Below are 19785 nucleotides of genomic sequence, written 5' to 3' on the forward strand. Positions count from 1 at the left end.
GGGTGGAACAGCAGCTGCTGTTCCACCCCGCCCCAGCGCTGCCGCTCCACGCGAAAGGGGCACACCGTGCTGCTCGACACCCATGGCCGGACCGCCACGGACCTGCGGGTCTCACTGACCGACCGGTGCAATCTGCGGTGCACGTACTGCATGCCGGAGGAGGGCCTGCGATGGCTGCCCAAGCCGGAGTTGCTCACCGACGACGAGATCGTCCGCCTGGTCTCGGTCGCGGTGACGCGGCTGGGCGTCACCGAGGTCCGGTTCACCGGCGGCGAGCCGCTGCTCCGCCCAGGCCTGGTGGGCATCGTCGAGCGGTGCGCGGCCCTCGGCCCCCGCCCCCGGCTCTCCCTCACCACCAACGGCATCGGCCTGGCCCGCACCGCCGGAGCGCTGCGCGCCGCGGGCCTGGACCGGGTCAATGTCTCCCTGGACACCCTGCGCCCCGAGGTCTTCCGCACCCTCACCCGCCGCGACCGGCACCACGACGTCCTCGCCGGTCTCACCGCGGCCCGCGAGGCGGGCCTCACCCCGGTCAAGGTCAACGCGGTCCTCATGCGGGGCGTCAACGACGACGAGGGCCCCGCCCTCCTCGGCTGGGCCCTCGAGCACGGCTACGAGCTGCGCTTCATCGAGCAGATGCCACTCGACGCCCAGCACGGCTGGCAGCGCGAGGACATGGTCACCGCGGCCGAGATCCTCGACCGGCTCTCGGCCCGCTTCGCCCTCACTCCCGAGGTCGTGTCGGCCCGCGGCTCCGCGCCCGCCGAACGCTGGCTGGTCGACGGCGGACCGGCCCGGGTGGGGGTGATCGCCTCGGTGACCCGGCCGTTCTGCCGAGCCTGCGACCGCACCCGCCTCACCGCCGACGGCCAGGTCCGCACCTGTCTCTTCGCCCACGAGGAGTCCGATCTGCGCGCGGCCCTGCGCTCCGGTGCGCCGGACGAGCGCATCGCCGAGCTGTGGCGGGACGCGATGTGGGGAAAGGGCGCCGGTTCCGGGCTCGACGGCCCGTCCTTCCGCCGGCCCCGGCGCCCGATGTCCGCGATCGGCGGCTGACTCCGCGGCCGGACACGACGAGGCCCGGTCCGGGTGCCAGCGCCGGCACCCGGACCGGACGAAAGGGGAAACGCGCACAGCCGCAACGGCCGGAACGGCAAGAAGGCTTGATGGACGAGGAGTTGGGCGAGGCCGGCCGGAGCAGGAAGCGCATCCCACCGGCCGGCCTCGCCCCGTGCCGCGGACGACCCGGCGCGGAACTGCCGCTGTACCGAGCCTGAGTCCGTTCGCCCGCGCACGGTTCAGGGGGCGTCGGCCAGGCGGCCCCGGGGCGGACCGCTCAGCCGGTCGCGTCGACCGCGGCCAGCTCGGGCCGGCCGCCGGTCTCCGGACCGGCCTTGCCGGCCTTGCCCGACCTGCCCGACCTGCCCGGCTGTCGCAGGAACATCGTGATCAGCGCGGAGAGGAAGGCGATGCCTCCGGCCAGGCTGTAGCCGCCGGTGTAGCCCCAGGCGCTGATCACCGAGGCGGCCACACCACCGCCGCCCACACCACCGACGAGTTTGGCGCTGTAGACCAGGCCGTAGTTCTGCGCGTTGTTGTTCTCTCCGAAGTAGTCCGGTACGAGCGCGGCGAACAGCGGATAGAAGGCGCCGCCGCCGAATCCGTTGAGGAAGGCGAAGAACAGGAAGAGCGGCTCGTTGTGGGCGTTGCCCGACCACAGGACGCCGAACTGCGCCACGCCCGCCACCAGCAGGACCAGCGTCAGCGTCTGCCGTCGGCCCAGGGTGTCGGACAGCCAGCCCACGGCCGCCCGGCCGACGCCGTTGACCACGGCGAGCACACCGGCCGAGGACGCGGCCACCAGCGGCCCGAAGCCGAGGCTCTTGGCGAACGGGACCTGGAAGTTGATGCCGAAGAGCGAGACTCCGCCGATGCACACCAGGGCGAACCACATCAGCGGCAGCTGTCCGGTCCTGATCGCCTCCATCGGCGTGAACTGGCGCACGGCCGGCGGGTTTTTGGCCAGGCGCTTGGCGGTGCGCGCCGCGTCCTCGGTCGTCCCGCGGTTCAGCGGGTCGACGTCGTCCGGCCACCAGCTCTTCGGCGGGTCCTTGAAGAACATGCCGCAGACAGCCACGACGGCCACCATGAACAGGGCGATCAGGTCGAGCACCAGCTTGAAGTTGCCGGGGTGGAACCAGTAGCTGAAGACGAAGATGAACGGCAGCGTGCCGTAGGCGAAGCCGCCGTTGACGAAGCCGGTACGGGCTCCCTTGTTGTCCGGGTACCACTTGCCGACCATGTTGATACAGGTCGCGTAGACCAGGCCCGCGCCGGTGCCGCCCAGCACCGAGTAGCCGATGATCACGATCGCGGGGTTCCCGAAGTGGGCGAGGGACGCCATGCCGAGGCCGGAGAGAACTGCGCCGGTGAGCATGGCGGTCTTCGCCGACACGACCCCCTTCTCCCGCAGCCGGCCGGCGGGGAAGGCCACCCCGGCCTGGAAGACGGCCCAGATGCTCGCGATCCAGAACGCCTCCGTCAGCGTCCAGCCGTGGACGCTCTCCAGCGTCGACTCGGCGGAGCTGTAGCCGTACTCGAAGACACTGACACCCATCATCGCGAACCACGGGAGCCAGACCATCCAGGCCCGGGGCCTGCCCAGGATGGAACGGTCGCTCTCCCCGACCCGGTACACGCGGCCGTTCGCGTCGGTGACTTCCCGATAGGGAACGGGAGTCGCCTCAGGTATTGCTGACATGTTGCCTTCCCTTGCCTGAAAAGAGTTTGGCGTGCGCTCCCTGTGCCCTTCTCTTCATGCGGTGGGCAGTGCGCCTTGTCGGGCTGCCGGGGTCCAGAGCGGCAACCCGGACCCTGACGACGCACAGGCGGTGAGGCGGGCGGTACCGAGTCCTCACGCCTCCAGCTCCCATACTGGAGATTGCATACGGTATGGAGTCGGGAAAGTAGATGTCCAGAGGATGTCAGGAAGATTGACTAGCGCATTACCCGCGCCGGCGGACCCACGTCTACCCAGCTGCACCGCAGCGGTCGTATACGAAGCCGCGCAGGGGTCGCCGAGGCGCCTTGCCGGGTCAGGGGTGCACCACGGCCGGCGGGTCCACGAGTGGTCCAGTACGGCGCAGGAGGCCGGACGCGCGCAGGCCCGCGCCCGTTGGCCGTCACCTCCTCGAGCCAAGGAGGTGACGGCGCACGGGCACGGGCCTGAAGGACCGGGCGGCCGGCCACACGGCCGGCTTCAGCCGGGTACCGGGCCCGGATGGGGATCCGGGCCCGGGTGAAGACCTGCGCTGCCGTCAGGGCAGACGGGCGACCGCGGCGACCACCAAGGGGTCCAGTCCGTCCGCTCCGGCCTCCACGAAGCCGGACAGCCTGCTGCGCATCCGCGGGTCCCAGAACCGCTGGATGTGCCCCGCGATCGCCTCGGCGGCCTGATCGGCGGGCAGGTACGCCAGGTTCCTGGCGATGTCGTTCGCCATCCGGCATTCCGCCGGCACGGTGGCTGTCATCGGTCCACCACCGCGACCAGGGCGTCCTCGGTGATCTCCGCGTCATCGGGCCGGCCCGGGCGGGCGAGCGCGACCTGCACGGCGGTCACCTTGTACTCGGGGCAGTTGGTCGCCCAGTCCGAGTTCTCCGTGGTCACCACGTTGGCGCCGGTGACGGGGTGGTGGAAGGTCGTGTACACGACCCCGGTCGGCATGCGGTCGGAGATCTCCGCGCGCAGCGTCGTCCGCCCGACCCGGCTGGCCAGCGTCACCATGGCGCCGTCGGTGATGCCGCGCACCTCCGCGTCGTGCGGGTGCAGCTCCAGGATGTCCTCGGGGTGCCAGGCGACATTGCCGGTGCGGCGGGTCTGGGCACCGACGTTGTACTGGCTGAGGATGCGTCCCGTGGTCAGGACCAGCGGGTAGCGCCGGGTGCTGCGCTCGGCCGTCGGGACGAAGGAAGTGACCACGAACCTGCCCTTGCCGCGGACGAACTCGTCCACGTGCATGACCGGAGTCCCCTCCGGAGCCGACTCGTTGCAGGGCCACTGGACGCTGCCGAGCTTGTCCAGCACCTCGAAGGAGACACCGGTGAAGGTGGGCGTGACCGAGGCGATCTCGTCCATGATCTGGCTCGGGTGGTCGTACGACATGGCGTAACCCATGGCGGTGGCGATCTCGCTCACGATCTGCCACTCGTGCTTGCCCGTCTTCGGCTTCATCACCGCGCGCACCCGGTTGATCCGGCGCTCGGCGTTGGTGAACGTGCCGTCCTTCTCCAGGAAGGAGGCGCCGGGCAGGAAGACATGGGCGAACTTGGCCGTCTCGTTCAGGAACAGGTCCTGGACCACGACCAGTTCCATGGCCTCCAGCGCCGCGGTGACGTGCTTGAGGTTGGGGTCGGACTGGGCGATGTCCTCGCCGTGCACGAACAGCCCGCGGAAGGTCCCGTCGATCGCCGCGTCGAACATGTTGGGGATCCGGAGTCCGGGCTCGGCGAGGAGGGTGCCGCCCCACAGGTTCTCGAACACATGGCGCACGGCGTCGTCGGAGACGTGCCGGTAGCCGGGCAGTTCGTGCGGGAACGAGCCCATGTCGCAGGAGCCCTGCACATTGTTCTGGCCCCGCAGCGGGTTCACCCCGACGCCGTCACGGCCGATGTTGCCGCACGCCATCGCGAGGTTGGCCATCCCCATGACCATGGTCGAGCCCTGGCTGTGCTCGGTGACCCCGAGGCCGTAATAGATGGCCCCGTTGGGTGCCTCGGCGTACAGCCGGGCCGCGGCCCGCAGTTCCCCGGCCGGCACACCGGTGATCGGCTCGACCGCCTCCGGGCTGTTCTCCGGCCGGGCGATGAACTCCTCCCAGTCGTCGAACCCCTCGCACCGCTGGTCCACGAAGGACCGGTCGACCAGCCCCTCGGTGACCACCACGTGCGCCATGGCGTTGACCACGGCGACGTTGGTGCTCGGCCTCAGCTGGAGGTGGTGCTGGGCCTCGATGTGCGGGGAGCGCACCAGGTCGATGCGGCGCGGGTCGACCACGATGAGCTTCGCGCCCTCGCGCAGCCGGCGCTTCATCCGCGAGGCGAACACCGGGTGTCCGTCCGTGGGATTCGCGCCGATCACCATGATCACGTCGGCCTCGGCCACCGACCGGAAGTCCTGCGTGCCGGCCGACTCGCCGAAGGTCTGCTTGAGGCCGTATCCCGTCGGGGAGTGGCAGACGCGGGCGCAGGTGTCGACGTTGTTGTTGCCGAAGGCCGCGCGCACCATCTTCTGTACGACGTAGACCTCTTCGTTGGTGCATCGCGACGAGGTGATCGCGCCGATGGAGCTCGATCCGTACCGGCCCTGGAGTTCGCGCATCCTGCGCGCGACCGTGCCGATCGCCTCGTCCCACTCGACCTCGCGCCACGGGTCGGTGATCTTCTCGCGGACCATGGGCTTGAGTACGCGGTCGGGGTGCGTGGCGTAGCCGAAGGCGAAGCGGCCCTTCACACAGGAGTGGCCCTCGTTGGCCCCGCCGTCCTTGTACGGCACCATCCGCACCAGTTCGTCGCCGCGCAGCTCGGCCTTGAAGGAGCAGCCGACACCGCAGTAGGCGCAGGTGGTGACCACCGACCGGGTGGGCATGCCGAGCTCGACGACCGACTTCTCCTGGAGCGTCGACGTCGGGCACGCCTGGACGCAGGCCCCGCAGGAGACGCACTCGGAGTCCATGAAGCTCTCGCCGGCGCCCGCCGAGACCTTGGACTCGAAGCCGCGCCCCTCGATGGTGAGCGCGAAGGTGCCCTGCACCTCGCCGCAGGCCCGCACGCAGCGGGAGCAGGCGATGCACTTGGACGGATCGAAGTCGAAGTACGGGTTGGACGTGTCCTTCTCGGCGTCGAGGTGGTTCTCGCCCTCGTAGCCGTAGCGGACCTGCCGCAGCCCCACCACGCCGGCCATGTCCTGGAGCTCGCAGTCGCCGTTGGCCGGGCAGGTGAGGCAGTCCAGCGGATGGTCGGAGATGTAGAGCTCCATGACGCCCTGGCGGAGCTTCTCCACCTTCGGGGTCTGCGTCCTGACCTGCATCCCGTCGGCGCACGGTGTGGTGCAGGACGCCGGGGTGCCCCGCCGTCCGTCGATCTCCACCACGCACAGCCGGCAGGAGCCGAACGGCTCCAGGCTGTCGGTGGCGCACAGTTTCGGTATGTCGACACCGGCGAGCGCGGCGGCGCGCATCACCGACGTACCTTCGGGGACGGCTACCGGCAGCCCGTCCACTTCCACCGACACCGTGGCCTCGCCGGGCCTTTCCGGGGTACCGAAGTCGGGCTCCTTGAGAAGTGTCATGCCGTGCCCTCCGTCCTCGCGCCAGTCGTCTGTACGGGTTGGATCCCCAGGTCTCGACGGCCGCCGAGGAAGTCGTCGGGAAAGTGGGTGATGGCACTGCGTACGGGCATCGGCGTCAGACCGCCCATCGCGCACAGCGAGCCATCGGTCATCAGATCGCAGAGGTCTTCGAGCAGGGCGAGGTTCTCGTCGCGGTGCTCACCGGCCACGATCTTGTCGATCACTTCGACGCCGCGCACCGAACCGACGCGGCACGGCGTGCACTTGCCGCAGGACTCCTCGGCGCAGAACTCCATCGCGAAGCGGGCCTGTGCGGCCATGTCGACGGTGTCGTCGAACACCACGAGACCGCCGTGGCCGACCATCGCACCGGCGGCCGCGAAGGCCTCGTAGTCCATCGGGAGGTCGAACATCGGCTCCGGGAGGTAGGCGCCCAGTGGCCCGCCGACCTGCACCGTGCGCACCGGGCGGCCGGAGAAGGTCCCGCCGCCGTAGTCCTCGACGAGTTCGCGCAGCGTGATGCCGAACGCCGTCTCCACGATGCCGCCGCGTGCGATGTTGCCGCCGAGCTGGAACACCTGGGTGCCCCGCGAACGCTCGACGCCCAGCTCCTGGTACGCCTTCGCCCCATGGGCGAGTACCGTCGGCACGGTGGCCAGGGTGAGCACGTTGTTCACCACGGTCGGTTTGCCGAACAGGCCCTCGATCGCCGGGATCGGCGGCTTCGAGCGGACCATGCCGCGCTTGCCCTCCAGGCTCTCCAGCATGGAGGTCTCCTCGCCGCAGATGTACGCGCCGGCGCCGACGCGTACATGCAGGTCGAAGTCGAGTGCGGAGCCGAGGATGCCCGTGCCGAGCCATCCCTGCTCGCGGGCGATCCCGATCGCGGCACGCATCGTGGCCACCGCGTCCGGATACTCGGAGCGGATGTAGAGGTAGCCCTCGCGCGCCCCGACCGCGTGCGCGGCGATCGTCATGCCCTCGATGAGCATGAACGGGTCGCCCTCCATGACCATCCGGTCGGCGAAGGTCCCGCTGTCGCCCTCGTCGGCGTTGCAGCAGATGAACTTCAGTTCGCCGGGACAGCCGAGCACGGTCTTCCACTTGATGCCCGCCGGGAATCCCGCGCCGCCGCGGCCGCGGAGTCCGGATTCGGTGACCTCAGTGACCACGTCCGCGGGAGCGAGCTCCAGTGCGGCGCGCAGCCCGGCGAGGCCGCCGTGCGCCACGTAGTCCTCCGGCGACAGCGGGTCGGTCACGCCGACTCTGGCGAAGGTGACCCGGGTCTGGCGCGCCAGCCAGGGCAGTTCGTCCACGACACCGAGCCGCAGTGGATGGTCCGCCCCGTCGAGCATGCCGGCGGCGAGGAGGGACTCGATGTCCTCGGGGGCGACCGGTCCGTAGCCGACCCGGCCGTGCGGGGTCGCCACCTCGACCAGCGGTTCGAGCCACAGCATGCCGCGTGATCCGTTGCGCACCACGTCGAGCTCGAACTCTCCGCGGGTGGCGGCCAGCAGCAGGGCGTCCGCGACCTCGTCCGCGCCGACGGACCTCGCCGCCGAGTCGCGGGGTACGTAGATGGTCGCCGCGGAGTTCGAAAAGTCGTTCATGAGGAGACTGCCCCCTTGATGATCGAGCCCAGCCGGGCCGTGCCCACGCGTCCGTGCAGCCGGCCGTTCACCTCTACCGAGGGGCCGAGCGCGCAGTTGCCGAGGCAGAAGACCTGCTCGACGGTGACGGAACCGTCGGGGGTCGTCTCCCCCAGCGTCAGTCCGGCCTCGCGGGCGTAGCCGACCAGGCTCTCGGAGCCCAGCGCCTGACAGGCCTCGGCACGGCATATCCGTACGGTCGTGCGCCCCGCCGGTTCGCGCCGGAAGTCGTGGTAGAAGGTGACCACTCCGTGGACGTCCGCCCGGGAGAGGTTGAACTCGTCGGCGAGCACCGGAATCGCCTCTTGGGGTACGTGCCCCAACTCGGCCTGAAGGGCGTGCAGTACGGGCAGCAGCGCTCCGCGCTGACCCCGGTGACCAGCCACGACCGTCCGGACCACGTTCTCGACCGTCACATCACTCCCGCTGGTCGTCATGATCGCTTCGCCTTCCGTCTTCTGCGGATGCGCGGGGTCCGTGACCGACGCAGAGGAGCCGCCTCACCTTCCCAGCGACGGGATAACGCGACGATACCCCATACAGGCTTCTGTATACAGAAGCCTGTAGAGGATCGTCAGGACAGTCCGGCCGCTCCACCGAGCCCTGCCACATCGCCGCAGTACAGGCCGTCTTGCATACGAAAACCTGTATGCTGGAGCCTGCCCGCCGCCGGCGACCGTCTTGGCGGCCACCACTGGCACAGCCGTCGGCCCCACCGGCCCGGCGGCAGATCGGGGAACCATGCGCGAGGCACTGACGGCAGCGGCGACCCGCCGCGTCGCCCGCCCGGCACCGCTGCGCCAAGCCGTCTACGACGCCCTGACCGAGCTGATCGTGAGCGGCTCCCTCAAGCCCGGCCAGCACCTGGTCGAGGCCGAGCTCGCCGAGCACCTGGGCGTCAGCCGCCAACCGGTTCGTGAAGCGCTGCAGCGGCTCCAGACCAACGGCTGGGTCGATCTGCGCCCCTCCCAGGGAGCCTTCGTCCACTCCCCCACCGAGGAGGAAGCGGCCCAACTGCTCAGCGTCCGCGCGGTCCTGGAGACGTACTCGGCCCAGCTCGCCGCCGAGAACGCGAAGCCCGAGGACATCGAGCGGCTCTGGGTCCTGCAGCAGGCGGGCGTCGACGCGCTCGGCCAGGGCGACGTCGACCGCCTGGTGTCGGCCAACACCGAGCTGCACGCCTTCATCACCGCCGTGGCCGACAACGCTGTCCTGGCCGAGCTGATCTCGCAGGTGGGCCAGAAGGTGCGCTGGTACTACACGCCCATCGCCCAGCCGCGCGGCAAGGAGGCGTGGACCGAACACGCCCAGCTGATCAAGGCCATCGCCAAGGGCGACGCGGACCGTGCCAGCGAGATCATGCGCACGCACACGGAACACACCACGGACTTCTACCGCAAGCAGATCGCCGCCGGCATCGGCCAGGACTGACCGGGCACAGCCGCAGAACCGACGGCGAACCGCCGTCCCCACGCCCCGGCTTGCCCGCTTCCCCCGGCATCGCCGCCGGGCGCCCTCCGCCGTCGGCCCGTCTCCGCGACTCATGTGCGGCCCGCCGGTGTCAGGACGAGGCGAGGGAATCGGTGGGCCGACGGGCGGCCCAGGGTGAGGTGCCGTCCGGCCCGGACTGCCCACCGGCGGTGCCCAGTTCGAGCAGCCACGGCAGTACGGTGCGCAGCACGATGTCGAGCCCTCCGCCGTCCGGTCCGAGCATCGCGTCGGCGGGGATCAGGACCGGGTCGGCGAAGACCGTGGACGTCGCGCTGCCGTGCGGCCCCTCGCCGTCCGGCCGGGCCGGGACGAACAGGTCGGGGGCGTGGGCGGGCACCACCCAGAGCGTGAGCCCGTCCGGCGCCGCGAGCGGCCGGGAGGACCAGACATAGCTGTCGGCCTCCCCCGCGGCGGTCACCTGGTGCTTACGTGCGCACAGTGCGACCACCTCACCGGAGCGGACGGCGGCCGCACGGGACGTCCAGAGCCGTGCCTGCGCGTCCTGTTCGCTCAGCAGGCCCGGCGCGGCGGGGCCCTCCTCGGCCAGCGCGAGGCTGCTGAGATGGCGTCCGGCGGCGATCTCACGCCGGAGCCACGGGTTCCCGTGGGACTCGATGACGGCGACCGCCGCGTAGTGGGACCGGAGTACGGCAGCGGTCGCCGGGCACACCCGGGCGACCTGCGTCACCACGTCGGCCGCGTCCGGCAGGCCCAGGCCGCCGCCGCCGAGTTCGGTGGCGACGGTGAGGCCGAGCAGTCCGGCGCGGCCCAGTTCCGTCACGGAACCGCGGGGAAATCTCCCCTCCGTGCCGGTCGTTGCGGCGGCCGGCGAGATGACGCCGTCCAGGACATCGGAGAGAGCGGTGCGGTACGACACGGGGTGACCCCCTCGGGAGTGGTTTCCGGTCCGCTGTCGGCCGGCGATCGCCTGAAGCGGATGCAGTGCTCGCGCTCCCCTGGACGGGGAGGTTCGGTTTTCCCCGCGCCGATGGTCCTGCCGGTGTCCGACGCCTCAACACCGCGGGGAGCAGGGCGACCAGGGATTGCATACAGTATGCAGATGACTTCCGGAATGCGCCAGAGGATGGGCGGAGGCAATTCGGGGATTTCGCGGGTGCGCGGTGGCGGATGAGGGCAGCCCTCGGCCCCGGGCGCCGCTCGGCGTGCCCGGGGCATGGGGTGCGCTCAGCTCCGGGCCGCCCGGCGTACCCGGGGCCCGGAGTGCGCTCAGCTCCGCGGGGCGATCTCCCGGAGCAGTCCGGTCGTCACGTCGAAGACGAAGCCCCGGACGTCATCGGTGTGCGGCAGGAAGGGGGACGTGCGCACGCGCTGCATCGACTGCCGTACGTCCTGGTCGACGTCGGTGAAGGCCTCCACCGCCCAGGCCGGACGCTGTCCGACCTCCAGTTCCAGCTCGTGACGGAAGTCCTCGGTGAGGCTCTGCAGGCCGCAGCCGGTGTGGTGGATGAGTATGACGCTGCGGGTATTGAGGGCACGCTGGCTGATCGTGAGCGAGCGAATCGTGTCGTCGGTGACCACACCCCCCGCGTTGCGGATGGTGTGACAGTCGCCCAACTCCAGCCCCAGCGCGGCGTGCAGGTCGATACGGGCGTCCATGCAGGCGACCACGGCCACCCCCAGCACGGGGCGGGCACCCATACCCGGGTCGGCGAATCCGGCGGCGTACTCGCGGTTGGACTTCACGAGGCGGTCGATGACCGTCTCCGTGCCGAGGGTGACGCCGGTGGACCGCGCAGAGCGGTGTGCTGATGTCGACATGCTGGGGCTACCTCACTCCGGTCGAGTTCGAAAAGACACTGGTCATCCAGAAAAGCCTGTCGTCGGCCGCATGAGAATCGACCGAGCCCTGGTTCGACATCGGACCCGCGCGCCCCGAGGCGGTTCGCGCCCGGCGCGCCGGCTAGGTGTGCATACAGTATGGAGTAGTCAGTATTCTGAAGCGGAGCCGGTCTCGTGTCCAGAGCGCGTACGACGCTTTCCCCTTCCCACGGACGCCGCCGCGCACTCCCGCAGCACGACGGCCGCCCCCGGCGGACTGCCGGGGGCGGCTCGGTCAGGACGTCACGGGCGCCGGCTCAGGCCGCGGCGCCGACCGGCTCCAGACGGACCATCACGCCCTTCGACGTCGGCGTGTTGCTGATGTCGGCCACGCTGTCCAACGGGACCAGGACGTTGGTCTCGGGGTAGTACGCGGCGGCGGAACCGGGGGTGGTGGGATAGGCGACCACCCGGAACTTCTCCGCACGGCGTTCCACTCCGTCGCGCCACACACTCACCAGGTCCACCTCGTCGCGGTCGGCGAACCCGAGCTCCTTGAGGTCGACGGGGTTCACGAGCACCACCCGGCGGGCGTTGTGGATGCCCCGGTAGCGGTCGTTCATGGCGTACGGGATGGTGTTCCACTGGTCGTGGGAGCGCAGGGTCTGGAGCACCAGGTGCCCGGCGGGCGCGCTCAGCATCTCGAAGTCGTTGCAGGTGAAGACGGCCTTGCCGCTCGCCGTCGGGAACACCCCCTCGTTCACCGGGTTGGGCAGCCGGAAACCGCCCGGCCGGTCCACCCGGACGCTGAAGTCCTCGAAGCCCGGTACGACGCGGGAGATCCGGTCCCGGATCGTGCCGTAGTCCGCCTCGAACTTCTCCCACGGGATGGACGGGTTCCCGTCCAGCGTCCGCCGGGCCAGCCGCGAGATGATCGCCACCTCGCTGAGCAGGTGCGGGGAGGCGGGCTCCAGCCGGCCGCGGGAGGCGTGCACCTCGCTCATCGAGTCCTCGACGGTGATGAACTGCTCGCCCGACTCCTGGATGTCCCGGTCGCTGCGGCCCAGCGTGGGCAGGATCAGTGCGGTCTCACCGCAGACGGTGTGGGAGCGGTTGAGCTTGGTGGAGATGTGCGCGGTCAGCCGGCACCGTCGCATCGCCCGCTCGGTGACATCGCTGTCGGGCGTGGCGCGGACGAAGTTGCCGGCGACCCCGAGGAAGACCTTGGCCCGGCCGTCCCGCATGGCACGGATGGCGTCGACGGAGTCGAGGCCGTGCTCGGTGGGCGGGGTGAAGGCGAACTCCCGCTCCAGGGCGTCCAGGAAGGTCTGCGGCATCCGCTCCCAGATGCCCATGGTCCGGTCGCCCTGCACATTGCTGTGGCCGCGCACGGGGCAGACGCCCGCGCCGGGCCTGCCGATGTTGCCGCGCACCATCAGGAAGTTGACGACCTCGCGGATGGTGGGAACGGCGTGCTTCTGCTGCGTCAGCCCCATCGCCCAGCAGACGATGATCTTCTCGCTGCCCAGCACCTTCTCGGCGACCGCCTCGATCTCCTCGCGGGTCAGCCCGGTGGCGGTGAGGACGTCCTCCCAGGCCACCTTCCGGGCCTGCTCGGCGAACTCGGTGAATCCCGTCGTGTGCGCCTCGATGAACCCGTGGTCGAGGACCGTGCCCGGGCGGGCGTCCTCCGCCTCCAGGAGCAGCAGGTTCAGCGCCTGGAAGAGCGCGAGATCGCCACCGGGGCGGATCTGCAGGAACTGGTCGGCGATGGCCGTACCGCGGCCCACGATGCCGCGGGCCTTCTGCGGGTGCTTGAACCGGATCAGCCCGGCCTCGGGCAGCGGGTTCACGGCAACGATCCGGCCGCCGTTGCGCTTGGTCTCCTCCAGCGCCGACAGCATCCGCGGGTGGTTGGTCCCCGGGTTCTGGCCGACGACGAAGATCAGGTCGGCGTGGTGGATGTCGTCCAGGCTGACGCTGCCCTTGCCGATGCCGAGCGTCTCCATCAGCGCGGAGCCGCTGGACTCGTGGCACATGTTGCTGCAGTCGGGCAGGTTGTTCGTGCCGAAGGCCCGGGCGAAGAGCTGGAGGAGGAACGCGGCCTCGTTGTTCAGCCGGCCCGAGGTGTAGAAGAGGGCCTCGTCGGGCGAGTCGAGCCGGCGCAGTTCCTCGGCGAGCAGGCCGAACGCCTCGTCCCAGCCGAGCGGCTCGTAGTGGTCCGAGCCGGGACGCTTGACCATGGGCTCGGTCAGCCGGCCCTGCTGGTTGAGCCAGTAGTCGGACTTCTCGCCCAGCTCCGCGATGGAGTGCGTCCGGAAGAAGTCGGCGGTGACCCGGCGCGAGGTCGCCTCGTCGTTGATGTGCTTGGCGCCGTTCTCGCAGTACTCGTTCTTGGCGCGGTGGCCCGCGGCGGGCTCCGGCCAGGCACAGCCGGGGCAGTCGAAGCCCTTGGGCTGGTTGATGTTCAGCAGGGTCAGTGCCGTCCGCCGGACCGTGGTCTGGCCCAGGGAGTACTGGATCGCGTGGGTGACCGCGGGCAGTCCGGTCGCCCAGGTCTTGGGCGGAGTGACCTCCAGCTGGTCCTCTGTGGGGTCCTCGATGGTGCTCATGTTCTGTGGCCTGTGCCTTTCTGCCGCTCCCGCCCCGACGGCCGGGAAGGCAGCACTGTTCTCAGACGTGCCTGCGGGCACGAACTCCCGCTCCGAGATCAGCTTCGGACAGTCCGTCGGGCGTAGTCAAAGAGCGATCAACTTCCACGTGATAAACGGCGCCTATCAAAGCCGTGGCGCCCCGGACGGCGCCGGACATGGAGCCGTCCCGGGGGCGACGGGTTGCGTCGCGCCCGGGACGGAGTGGGTGGGGTGTGCGGCGTCTGCGGTCAGATCACACCCTGCGCCTTGAGCAGCGGCAGCTCGTCGCCGGAGAGGCCGAGCTCACCGAGGTAGATCTCTTCGTTGTGCTCGCCGAGCAGGGGGGAGCTCGTCACCTCGACCGGGGAGTCGGAGAGCTTCAGCGGGTTGCCGACCGTGATGTACGACCCGCGCTCGGGGTGCTCCACCTTGACGACGATCTCGTTGGCGGCGAGGGAGGCGTCCTCGATGATCTCCTTCGTGGACAGCACGGGACCGCACGGGATGTTGTGGCCGTTGAGCAACTCCAGCACCCGCCATTTGGGGAGGGTGCTGGTCCATTCCTCGATGAGCTGGAACATCTTGCCGAGTTTGGGGAGCCGGGCTTCGGGGGTGGCCCATTCGGGGTCGGCCGCGAGTTCGGGCCGGCCGATGAGTTCGGTGATCGGCTGCCAGCCGACGGGCTGGACGATGACGTACACGTAGTCGTTCGGGCCGCCTGGTGCGCACCTGACCGCCCAGCCGGGCTGACCGCCGCCGGACGCGTTGCCGGAGCGCGGCACCTCGTCCCCGAAGTCCTCGTTCGGGAACTCCGCGAGCGGACCGTGGGCGAGTCGCTGCTGGTCGCGCAGCTTCACCCGGCAGAGATTGAGCACGGCGTGCTGCATCGCGACGTTCACGCGCTGGCCGCGGCCGGTGTGAGTGCGCTGGAAGAGGGCGGCGAGGATGCCGGCGACGGCGTGCATCCCGGTGCCGGAGTCGCCGATCTGTGCGCCGGTGGCGAGGGGCGGTCCGTCCTCGAAGCCGGTGGTGGCCATCGACCCGCCCATGGCCTGGGCGACGACCTCGTACGCCTTGAAGTTGGTGTAAGGGCCTTCCCCGAAGCCCTTGATGGAGGCGTACACGATCCGCGGGTTGATCTCCTGGATCCGGTCCCAGGTGAAGCCCATACGGTCCACCGCCCCCGGCGCGAAGTTCTCGACCATGACGTCGGAGCGGCGGATCAGCTCGGTCAGGATCTCCTTGCCGCGCTCGGTCTTGGTGTTCAGGGTGACACTGCGTTTGTTGCTGTTGAGCATCGTGAAGTAGAGGCTGTCGACGTCCGGGAGGTCGCGCAGCTGCTTGCGCGTGATGTCCCCGGTCGGCGCCTCCACCTTGACCACATCGGCTCCGAGCCACGCGAGGATCTGCGTCGCGGACGGGCCGGACTGCACATGCGTCATATCGAGGACGCGCACACCTTCTAGAGCCTTCGTCATGATCGCCACCTCTTTGTACGTCGTCCGGTTGACGGTTCCGGGGCGTGGGCGTCCTGGTCGACGCGCACCTTGATGACTCCACGTCTTGACGCACGAGGCCGGACGCCGCCGCGCTCGCGGTCACGCCTGGCGCACCGCGACGACGTCCGGGCCCCCGATTCCTTCGATTGTAGATTGCATACCGTATGGAGTTGCCTTCATGGTCGCGGCAGACGCCAGGGATGTCCAGGGGGCGCCGGGAAGATTTCGCACCGGGGGCCGCCGGGGGTCGCCCTGGGCTGTACACGCGACGACCCGTGCCCGCGCGATGACGTATAACCGGACCGAAGAATGCAAGTCACCCCACTCCCGACCATTCACGCATCTGGTCTAGACCCTTGACTCGCCCCCAGGGACGCCAGTTGAATTGGTACCTCGGTTGATTCAGCATCCCCACCGAATCGCTCGTTCAGGATGATGAACGCAAGGACGCGTTCAGCCTGACGACGGCGTTCAGCAGCCACCCAGGCCCGTGGCTGATCTTTGGGCCTGCAAATAATCTGTCAGGCAAACACGGACGAACCTGCGGCAAGCCTCCCCCCTCCCCCTCGCCCGCCATTCCGTGCAGGTCCGGAGTGGCGATTGCCATTCAACAGAGAGAGATTCCGTGCCCCCCACCATTCGCCGGGCGGTGATCCCCGCCGCCGGGCTCGGCTCCCGTCTGCTTCCTTTGACCAAAGCCATCCCCAAGGAAATGCTGCCGGTCGGCGACAAACCCGTGATCGAGCACACGGTGCGTGAACTCGTGGCATCGGGGATCACGGACATCACCATTGTGGTCTCCGGCGGTAAATCCGTGATCCAGGACCATTTCCGGCCCAGCCCCGCACTGGTGGAACAACTGCGTGCCGACGGCAAGACCGCGTACGCGGATGCCGTGGAAGAGGTCGCCGAACTGGCCCGCCAGGGCCACATCACCTACCTCGACCAGCACGGCCCGTACGGCAATGGGACGCCCGTCCTGAACGCGGCGCGGAATTTCGGCGACGAGCCCATGCTCGTGCTGTGGCCGGACGACGTCTTCGTGGCCCCGGTCCCCCGCGCGCAGCAACTGATCCGCGCCTACGAGGCGACCAACTGCCCGGTGCTGGCCCTGCTCCCCATCGCGCCGGGCGACTCCGAGCGCTACGGCGTGCCCGTGGTCAAGGAGGACCTGGACGACGGACTGCTGCGGATCGTCGGCCTGGTGGAGAAGCCCAAGGCGGCGGACGCCCCCTCCTCGTTCGCCGCGATCGGCGGCTATGTGATCACCCCGGGGATCATCGACGAGCTGCGGGAGCAGACCGCGCGCTGGTACGACCACCGCACCGGCGAGGTCTATCTGGCCGACGCCATCAACGCCTACGCGAAGAGCCGCGCGGTGTACGGGCAGGTCATCCAGGGCCGCTGGTACGACACCGGCAACCCGGCGGACTATCTCGTCGCGCAGTTCGCGTCCGCGCTGGCGCACCCCGAGTACGGGCCCGTACTGCGGGCGCTCGCCCGGGACCTCGACGACAACGGCCGGTCCGGCACCGACGGGCCGGCCTGACCCGGTCCGAGCACCTCTGATCACCAGTGGCCGCGCCCTCGAATGAGGGACGCGGCCACTTGGCGCAGCACGGCGGGGATGCCCGTGATCCCGGCGGCGCGCCGCCGGGACGACGGCCCTCAGCCGCCGAACGCCGACAGCGACGGCAGCCCGGTTCCCGACCAGTCGAACATGGTGAGGTTGCTGTAGGGGTTCACGCCCTCGAAGTCCCAGCCCACCCCCGGAACCCACCCCGGCTCCCAGGCGAGGAAGCCCAGGCCCCGCCCTCCGGGCACCCGCGCGATCACTCCGCGCAGGGCGTCGAAGAACGCGGCCTGCCCCTGTGGGGTGGGCGGGAAGCGGTCACCGTCCGGCAGTTGGTCGGCGTCCGTGACGAGGAACGGCCCCTTCTCGCCCGCGGCCGGCAGCTTCCAGGGGTAGGCCGTCTCCACCACCAGCACGTCCTTGCGGTAGCGCGTCGCCAGATCCGTCAGATCGTCTCGGAGCGCGGCCAGCGAGCCGTGCCAGAAGGGGTAGTACGACAGGGCCATGACGTCGAAGGGGATCCGGGCCCCGGCCAGCCGGTCGTAGAAGGCCCGGATGTCGACGCCTGCCGCCCCGGAGCCGCCCTTGTCCACGTGGACGAGGGTGCGCGGCGGGGAGGACGTGCCCTCCGTGGCTCCCTGGAGGCCGGCCCGGAGGACTTCGAGGAAGCCCTCCCAGTGCTCTCCGTCCGCGTCGCGGATCCGGCCGGTGGGCCACAGCATGCCGTTGGTGACCTCGTTGCCTATCTGGACCAGGTCGACCGGGACGCCCTCGGCGGCGAACGCCCGCAGTGTGTCGCGGGTATAGGCACGGACGGTGGCGGCGAGGGCCGCCGTGTCCAGGTCCGCCCAGGCGGCGGGCGTCACCTGGTGGGCGTTGTCGGCCCAGGTGTCGGAGTAGTGCAGGTCCAGCAGCACGCTGAGGCCGGCCCGGTGGGCCCGGCGGGCCAGCACGAGGGCGGAGGCGAGGTCGTTGTCGCCCGGCGAGGGATGGACCCAGACCCGGAGGCGGACGACGTTCGCGCCGCGGGCGGCGAGCAGCCGCTCCACGGGTGCGCGCCGCCCCCGGTCCTGGTAGGTCTGGCCCGCCGACTCCGCCCGCAGGGCGCTGGACAGGTCGGCGCCGCGCAGGGGCGGGATCGGTGACTTCATGGCGACCGCGCTCAACTGGCCCTCCGCTCGGCAGCCGGTGACCGCGGGGGCCGCCAGCCCTGGCAGGGCGGCCAGCAGTCTTCTCCTCAACAGCAAGGTCGCTCCGGTCCGGGAGTGCCGACAGTTCCGAAAGTGCGGGATGCGGCAGCGGTCCACCGGGGCAATTCCGGCGCCGTCGGCGGGGAATGCCCGGACAGCCGCTCACCGCATATTCACGCTACAACATCGTCCACCCCTTTGGCGATGGCACCGAAACCGCACCATGTCCCACTTCCTCGTACTGCCGAGGGAATGCACACCATTCCGGATTCCGAACAAAAGTGACCGCACACCGGTCCGGCATTCCGCCTTCATAGCGAATACACAGAAAGAACCAAGCCGGTAACCAGAGCGCAACACCGAAGACGCCAGAATTGAAAACGAGCAATTTCAGTCCGGTCCATAACGGAGAATGTGACGACCATCACACAGTAATACCGGAACTCTCTCTTCCCGGAGTGCGATAGTTGCGAAGCACGAAGGGCTCCCTTTGCTAGCGGGAATCGCCCTCGCCCCCCTCCCCTCCGCCCCCACATTCCGAGGAGAATCGTGCGTATCGTCGTCACTGGAGGCGCCGGCTTCCTGGGGTCGCATTTATGCGATGCCCTCATACAGCGCGGTGATTCGGTCGTCTGCGTGGACAATCTGTCAACGGGACGCCGCGGCAACATCGAGCACCTCCTTGAGCATCCGAAATTCGAATTCACGCTGGCCGATGTGTCCACGGAGATACCTGTCACGGGTCCCGTCGACGCCGTGGCCCATCTCGCCAGCCCCGCCTCCCCGCCGGACTACCACCGCATGCCGCTGGAGACGCTGGCCGTCGGCAGCCGCGGAACCGAACAGTGCCTGGCCCTCGCGGAGCGCCACGGAGCACGGTTCGTCCTGGCCTCCACCAGCGAGGTCTACGGCGACCCGCAGGTGCATCCGCAGCCCGAGGACTACTGGGGTCATGTGAACCCCATCGGTCCGCGCAGCATCTACGACGAGGCGAAGCGCTTCGCGGAGGCGCTGACCAGCGCGCACCGGCGCACCTCCCAGCTCAACACGGGCATCGTCCGGATCTTCAACACCTACGGTCCCCGGATGCGCCCGCACGACGGCCGGGTGGTCACCAGCTTCATCGCCCAGGCGCTGAACGGCGATCCGCTCACCATCTACGGGGACGGCTCGCAGACCCGCAGTTTCTGCTACGTCGACGATCTCGTCCGGGGACTCGTCGCGATGATCGACTCCACGGAGCCGGGGCCGGTCAATCTCGGCAACCCGCAGGAGCGCACGGTCGGGGAACTCGCCGAGCTCGTCCTGCGGTTGACCCAGGCCGAGAGCAAGGTCGAGTACCACCCGCTGCCGGTCGACGACCCCGCCCGCCGCCGTCCCGTGATCACGCGGGCGCAGCAGGTGCTCGGCTGGCAGCCGGTCGTCTCCGACGAGGACGGACTCGGGCGTACGGTGCAGTACTTCCGGGAGCGGCCCGAGGAGGTCGAGGCCGCCCGCGAGATGATCGCCGGCGGACAGCTCGACGGATCGGTACTGCCCGCGCCGGTCGACGTCGTCCAGGCCGCCTGACCCGCGCGTCGCCCCTCGTCCGTCTCCTCCCCGCCGGCCGTCGTCCCGGTCGGCCG

The 19785-nt window shown here is 69.9% G+C and carries 14 protein-coding genes; 4 read left to right on the forward strand and 10 right to left on the reverse strand.

Features of this window, described 5'->3' with window-relative positions; genetic code table 11:
- The first annotated feature begins 66 nt into the window (after nt 1–66).
- Nucleotides 67–1056 (forward strand): GTP 3',8-cyclase MoaA, encoded by a 990-nt coding sequence (moaA, locus tag ACFVYF_RS17750; RefSeq protein WP_389456779.1) that lies wholly within the window; start codon nt 67–69, stop codon nt 1054–1056.
- A 280-nt stretch (nt 1057–1336) separates the two neighbouring features.
- On the opposite strand, the gene ACFVYF_RS17755 is transcribed toward moaA, so the two are convergent.
- The 5 genes from ACFVYF_RS17755 to ACFVYF_RS17775 form a co-directional block, all read right to left on the reverse strand.
- Complete coding sequence (locus ACFVYF_RS17755; protein ID WP_389456265.1) at nt 1337–2761, reverse strand: OFA family MFS transporter; 1425 nt, start codon at nt 2759–2761, stop codon at nt 1337–1339.
- A gap of 556 nt (nt 2762–3317) precedes the next feature.
- Complete coding sequence (locus tag ACFVYF_RS17760; protein WP_389456267.1) at nt 3318–3530, reverse strand: formate dehydrogenase subunit delta; 213 nt, start codon at nt 3528–3530, stop codon at nt 3318–3320.
- Nucleotides 3527–6346: a formate dehydrogenase subunit alpha gene (gene fdhF / locus ACFVYF_RS17765; RefSeq protein WP_389456269.1), complete on the reverse strand. Its 2820-nt coding sequence runs from the start codon at nt 6344–6346 to the stop codon at nt 3527–3529. The genes ACFVYF_RS17760 and fdhF overlap by 4 nt, the downstream gene beginning before the upstream one ends.
- The gene (locus ACFVYF_RS17770) at nt 6343–7956 is read right to left on the reverse strand and encodes a formate dehydrogenase beta subunit (protein ID WP_389456271.1); all 1614 of its coding nucleotides are present in this window, start codon (nt 7954–7956) and stop codon (nt 6343–6345) included. Before ACFVYF_RS17770 ends, fdhF begins: the two co-directional genes overlap by 4 nt.
- Nucleotides 7953–8432 carry an NAD(P)H-dependent oxidoreductase subunit E gene (locus tag ACFVYF_RS17775; RefSeq protein WP_389456273.1) on the reverse strand — a complete coding sequence of 160 codons (480 nt, stop codon included), beginning with the start codon at nt 8430–8432 and terminating at the stop codon, nt 7953–7955. The genes ACFVYF_RS17770 and ACFVYF_RS17775 overlap by 4 nt, the downstream gene beginning before the upstream one ends.
- A 304-nt stretch (nt 8433–8736) precedes the next feature.
- Between ACFVYF_RS17775 and ACFVYF_RS17780 the strand changes: the two genes are divergently transcribed.
- Nucleotides 8737–9426 carry a GntR family transcriptional regulator gene (locus tag ACFVYF_RS17780; RefSeq protein WP_389456275.1) on the forward strand — a complete coding sequence of 230 codons (690 nt, stop codon included), beginning with the start codon at nt 8737–8739 and terminating at the stop codon, nt 9424–9426.
- A gap of 130 nt (nt 9427–9556) precedes the next feature.
- Here the strand turns inward: ACFVYF_RS17780 and ACFVYF_RS17785 are convergent, their stop codons facing one another.
- The 4 genes from ACFVYF_RS17785 to frc all read right to left on the reverse strand — a co-directional run bounded on the left by ACFVYF_RS17785 (nt 9557) and on the right by frc (nt 15376).
- Nucleotides 9557–10363, reverse strand: coding sequence for an acyl-CoA dehydrogenase family protein (locus tag ACFVYF_RS17785; protein WP_389456276.1), 807 nt, complete (start codon nt 10361–10363; stop codon nt 9557–9559).
- A gap of 350 nt (nt 10364–10713) precedes the next feature.
- A complete protein-coding gene (locus ACFVYF_RS17790) occupies nt 10714–11265 on the reverse strand; it encodes a beta-class carbonic anhydrase (protein WP_389456278.1) in 552 nt (183 codons plus the stop codon).
- Nucleotides 11266–11582: 317 nt separating this feature from the next.
- Entirely contained in the window at nt 11583–13877 is a 2295-nt protein-coding gene (locus ACFVYF_RS17795) for an FdhF/YdeP family oxidoreductase (RefSeq protein WP_389456280.1), read from the reverse strand.
- Nucleotides 13878–14146: 269 nt separating this feature from the next.
- The gene (gene frc / locus ACFVYF_RS17800) at nt 14147–15376 is read right to left on the reverse strand and encodes a formyl-CoA transferase (protein WP_389456282.1); all 1230 of its coding nucleotides are present in this window, start codon (nt 15374–15376) and stop codon (nt 14147–14149) included.
- Between the two features lie 646 nt (nt 15377–16022).
- On the opposite strand from frc, the gene ACFVYF_RS17805 reads away from it, so the two are divergent.
- A complete protein-coding gene (locus ACFVYF_RS17805; protein ID WP_389456284.1) occupies nt 16023–16946 on the forward strand; it encodes a UTP--glucose-1-phosphate uridylyltransferase in 924 nt (307 codons plus the stop codon).
- 119 nt (nt 16947–17065) lie between these two features.
- On the opposite strand, the gene ACFVYF_RS17810 is transcribed toward ACFVYF_RS17805, so the two are convergent.
- Nucleotides 17066–18121, reverse strand: a complete 1056-nt coding sequence (locus ACFVYF_RS17810; RefSeq protein ID WP_389456285.1) for an arabinogalactan endo-beta-1,4-galactanase — start codon at nt 18119–18121, stop codon at nt 17066–17068.
- A 621-nt stretch (nt 18122–18742) separates the two neighbouring features.
- On the opposite strand from ACFVYF_RS17810, the gene ACFVYF_RS17815 reads away from it, so the two are divergent.
- Nucleotides 18743–19729, forward strand: a complete 987-nt coding sequence (locus ACFVYF_RS17815; protein WP_389456781.1) for a UDP-glucuronic acid decarboxylase family protein — start codon at nt 18743–18745, stop codon at nt 19727–19729.
- Nucleotides 19730–19785 lie beyond the last annotated feature (56 nt).

Origin of the sequence: Streptomyces sp. NPDC058274 (genome assembly GCF_042881375.1) — a bacterium.
Lineage (GTDB): Bacteria > Actinomycetota > Actinomycetes > Streptomycetales > Streptomycetaceae > Streptomyces.

What these genes read in the sequence shown, in the direction of transcription:
- ACFVYF_RS17755 (WP_389456265.1), bottom strand. Translation starts at nt 2,761, where the DNA reads ATGTCAGCAATACCTGAGGCGACTCCCGTTCCCTATCGGGAAGTCACC.
- ACFVYF_RS17760 (WP_389456267.1), bottom strand. Translation starts at nt 3,530, where the DNA reads ATGACAGCCACCGTGCCGGCGGAATGCCGGATGGCGAACGACATCGCC.
- fdhF (WP_389456269.1), bottom strand. Translation starts at nt 6,346, where the DNA reads ATGACACTTCTCAAGGAGCCCGACTTCGGTACCCCGGAAAGGCCCGGC.
- ACFVYF_RS17770 (WP_389456271.1), bottom strand. Translation starts at nt 7,956, where the DNA reads ATGAACGACTTTTCGAACTCCGCGGCGACCATCTACGTACCCCGCGAC.
- ACFVYF_RS17775 (WP_389456273.1), bottom strand. Translation starts at nt 8,432, where the DNA reads ATGACGACCAGCGGGAGTGATGTGACGGTCGAGAACGTGGTCCGGACG.
- ACFVYF_RS17780 (WP_389456275.1), top strand. Translation starts at nt 8,737, where the DNA reads ATGCGCGAGGCACTGACGGCAGCGGCGACCCGCCGCGTCGCCCGCCCG.
- ACFVYF_RS17790 (WP_389456278.1), bottom strand. Translation starts at nt 11,265, where the DNA reads ATGTCGACATCAGCACACCGCTCTGCGCGGTCCACCGGCGTCACCCTC.
- ACFVYF_RS17795 (WP_389456280.1), bottom strand. Translation starts at nt 13,877, where the DNA reads ATGAGCACCATCGAGGACCCCACAGAGGACCAGCTGGAGGTCACTCCG.
- frc (WP_389456282.1), bottom strand. Translation starts at nt 15,376, where the DNA reads ATGACGAAGGCTCTAGAAGGTGTGCGCGTCCTCGATATGACGCATGTG.
- ACFVYF_RS17810 (WP_389456285.1), bottom strand. Translation starts at nt 18,121, where the DNA reads ATGAAGTCACCGATCCCGCCCCTGCGCGGCGCCGACCTGTCCAGCGCC.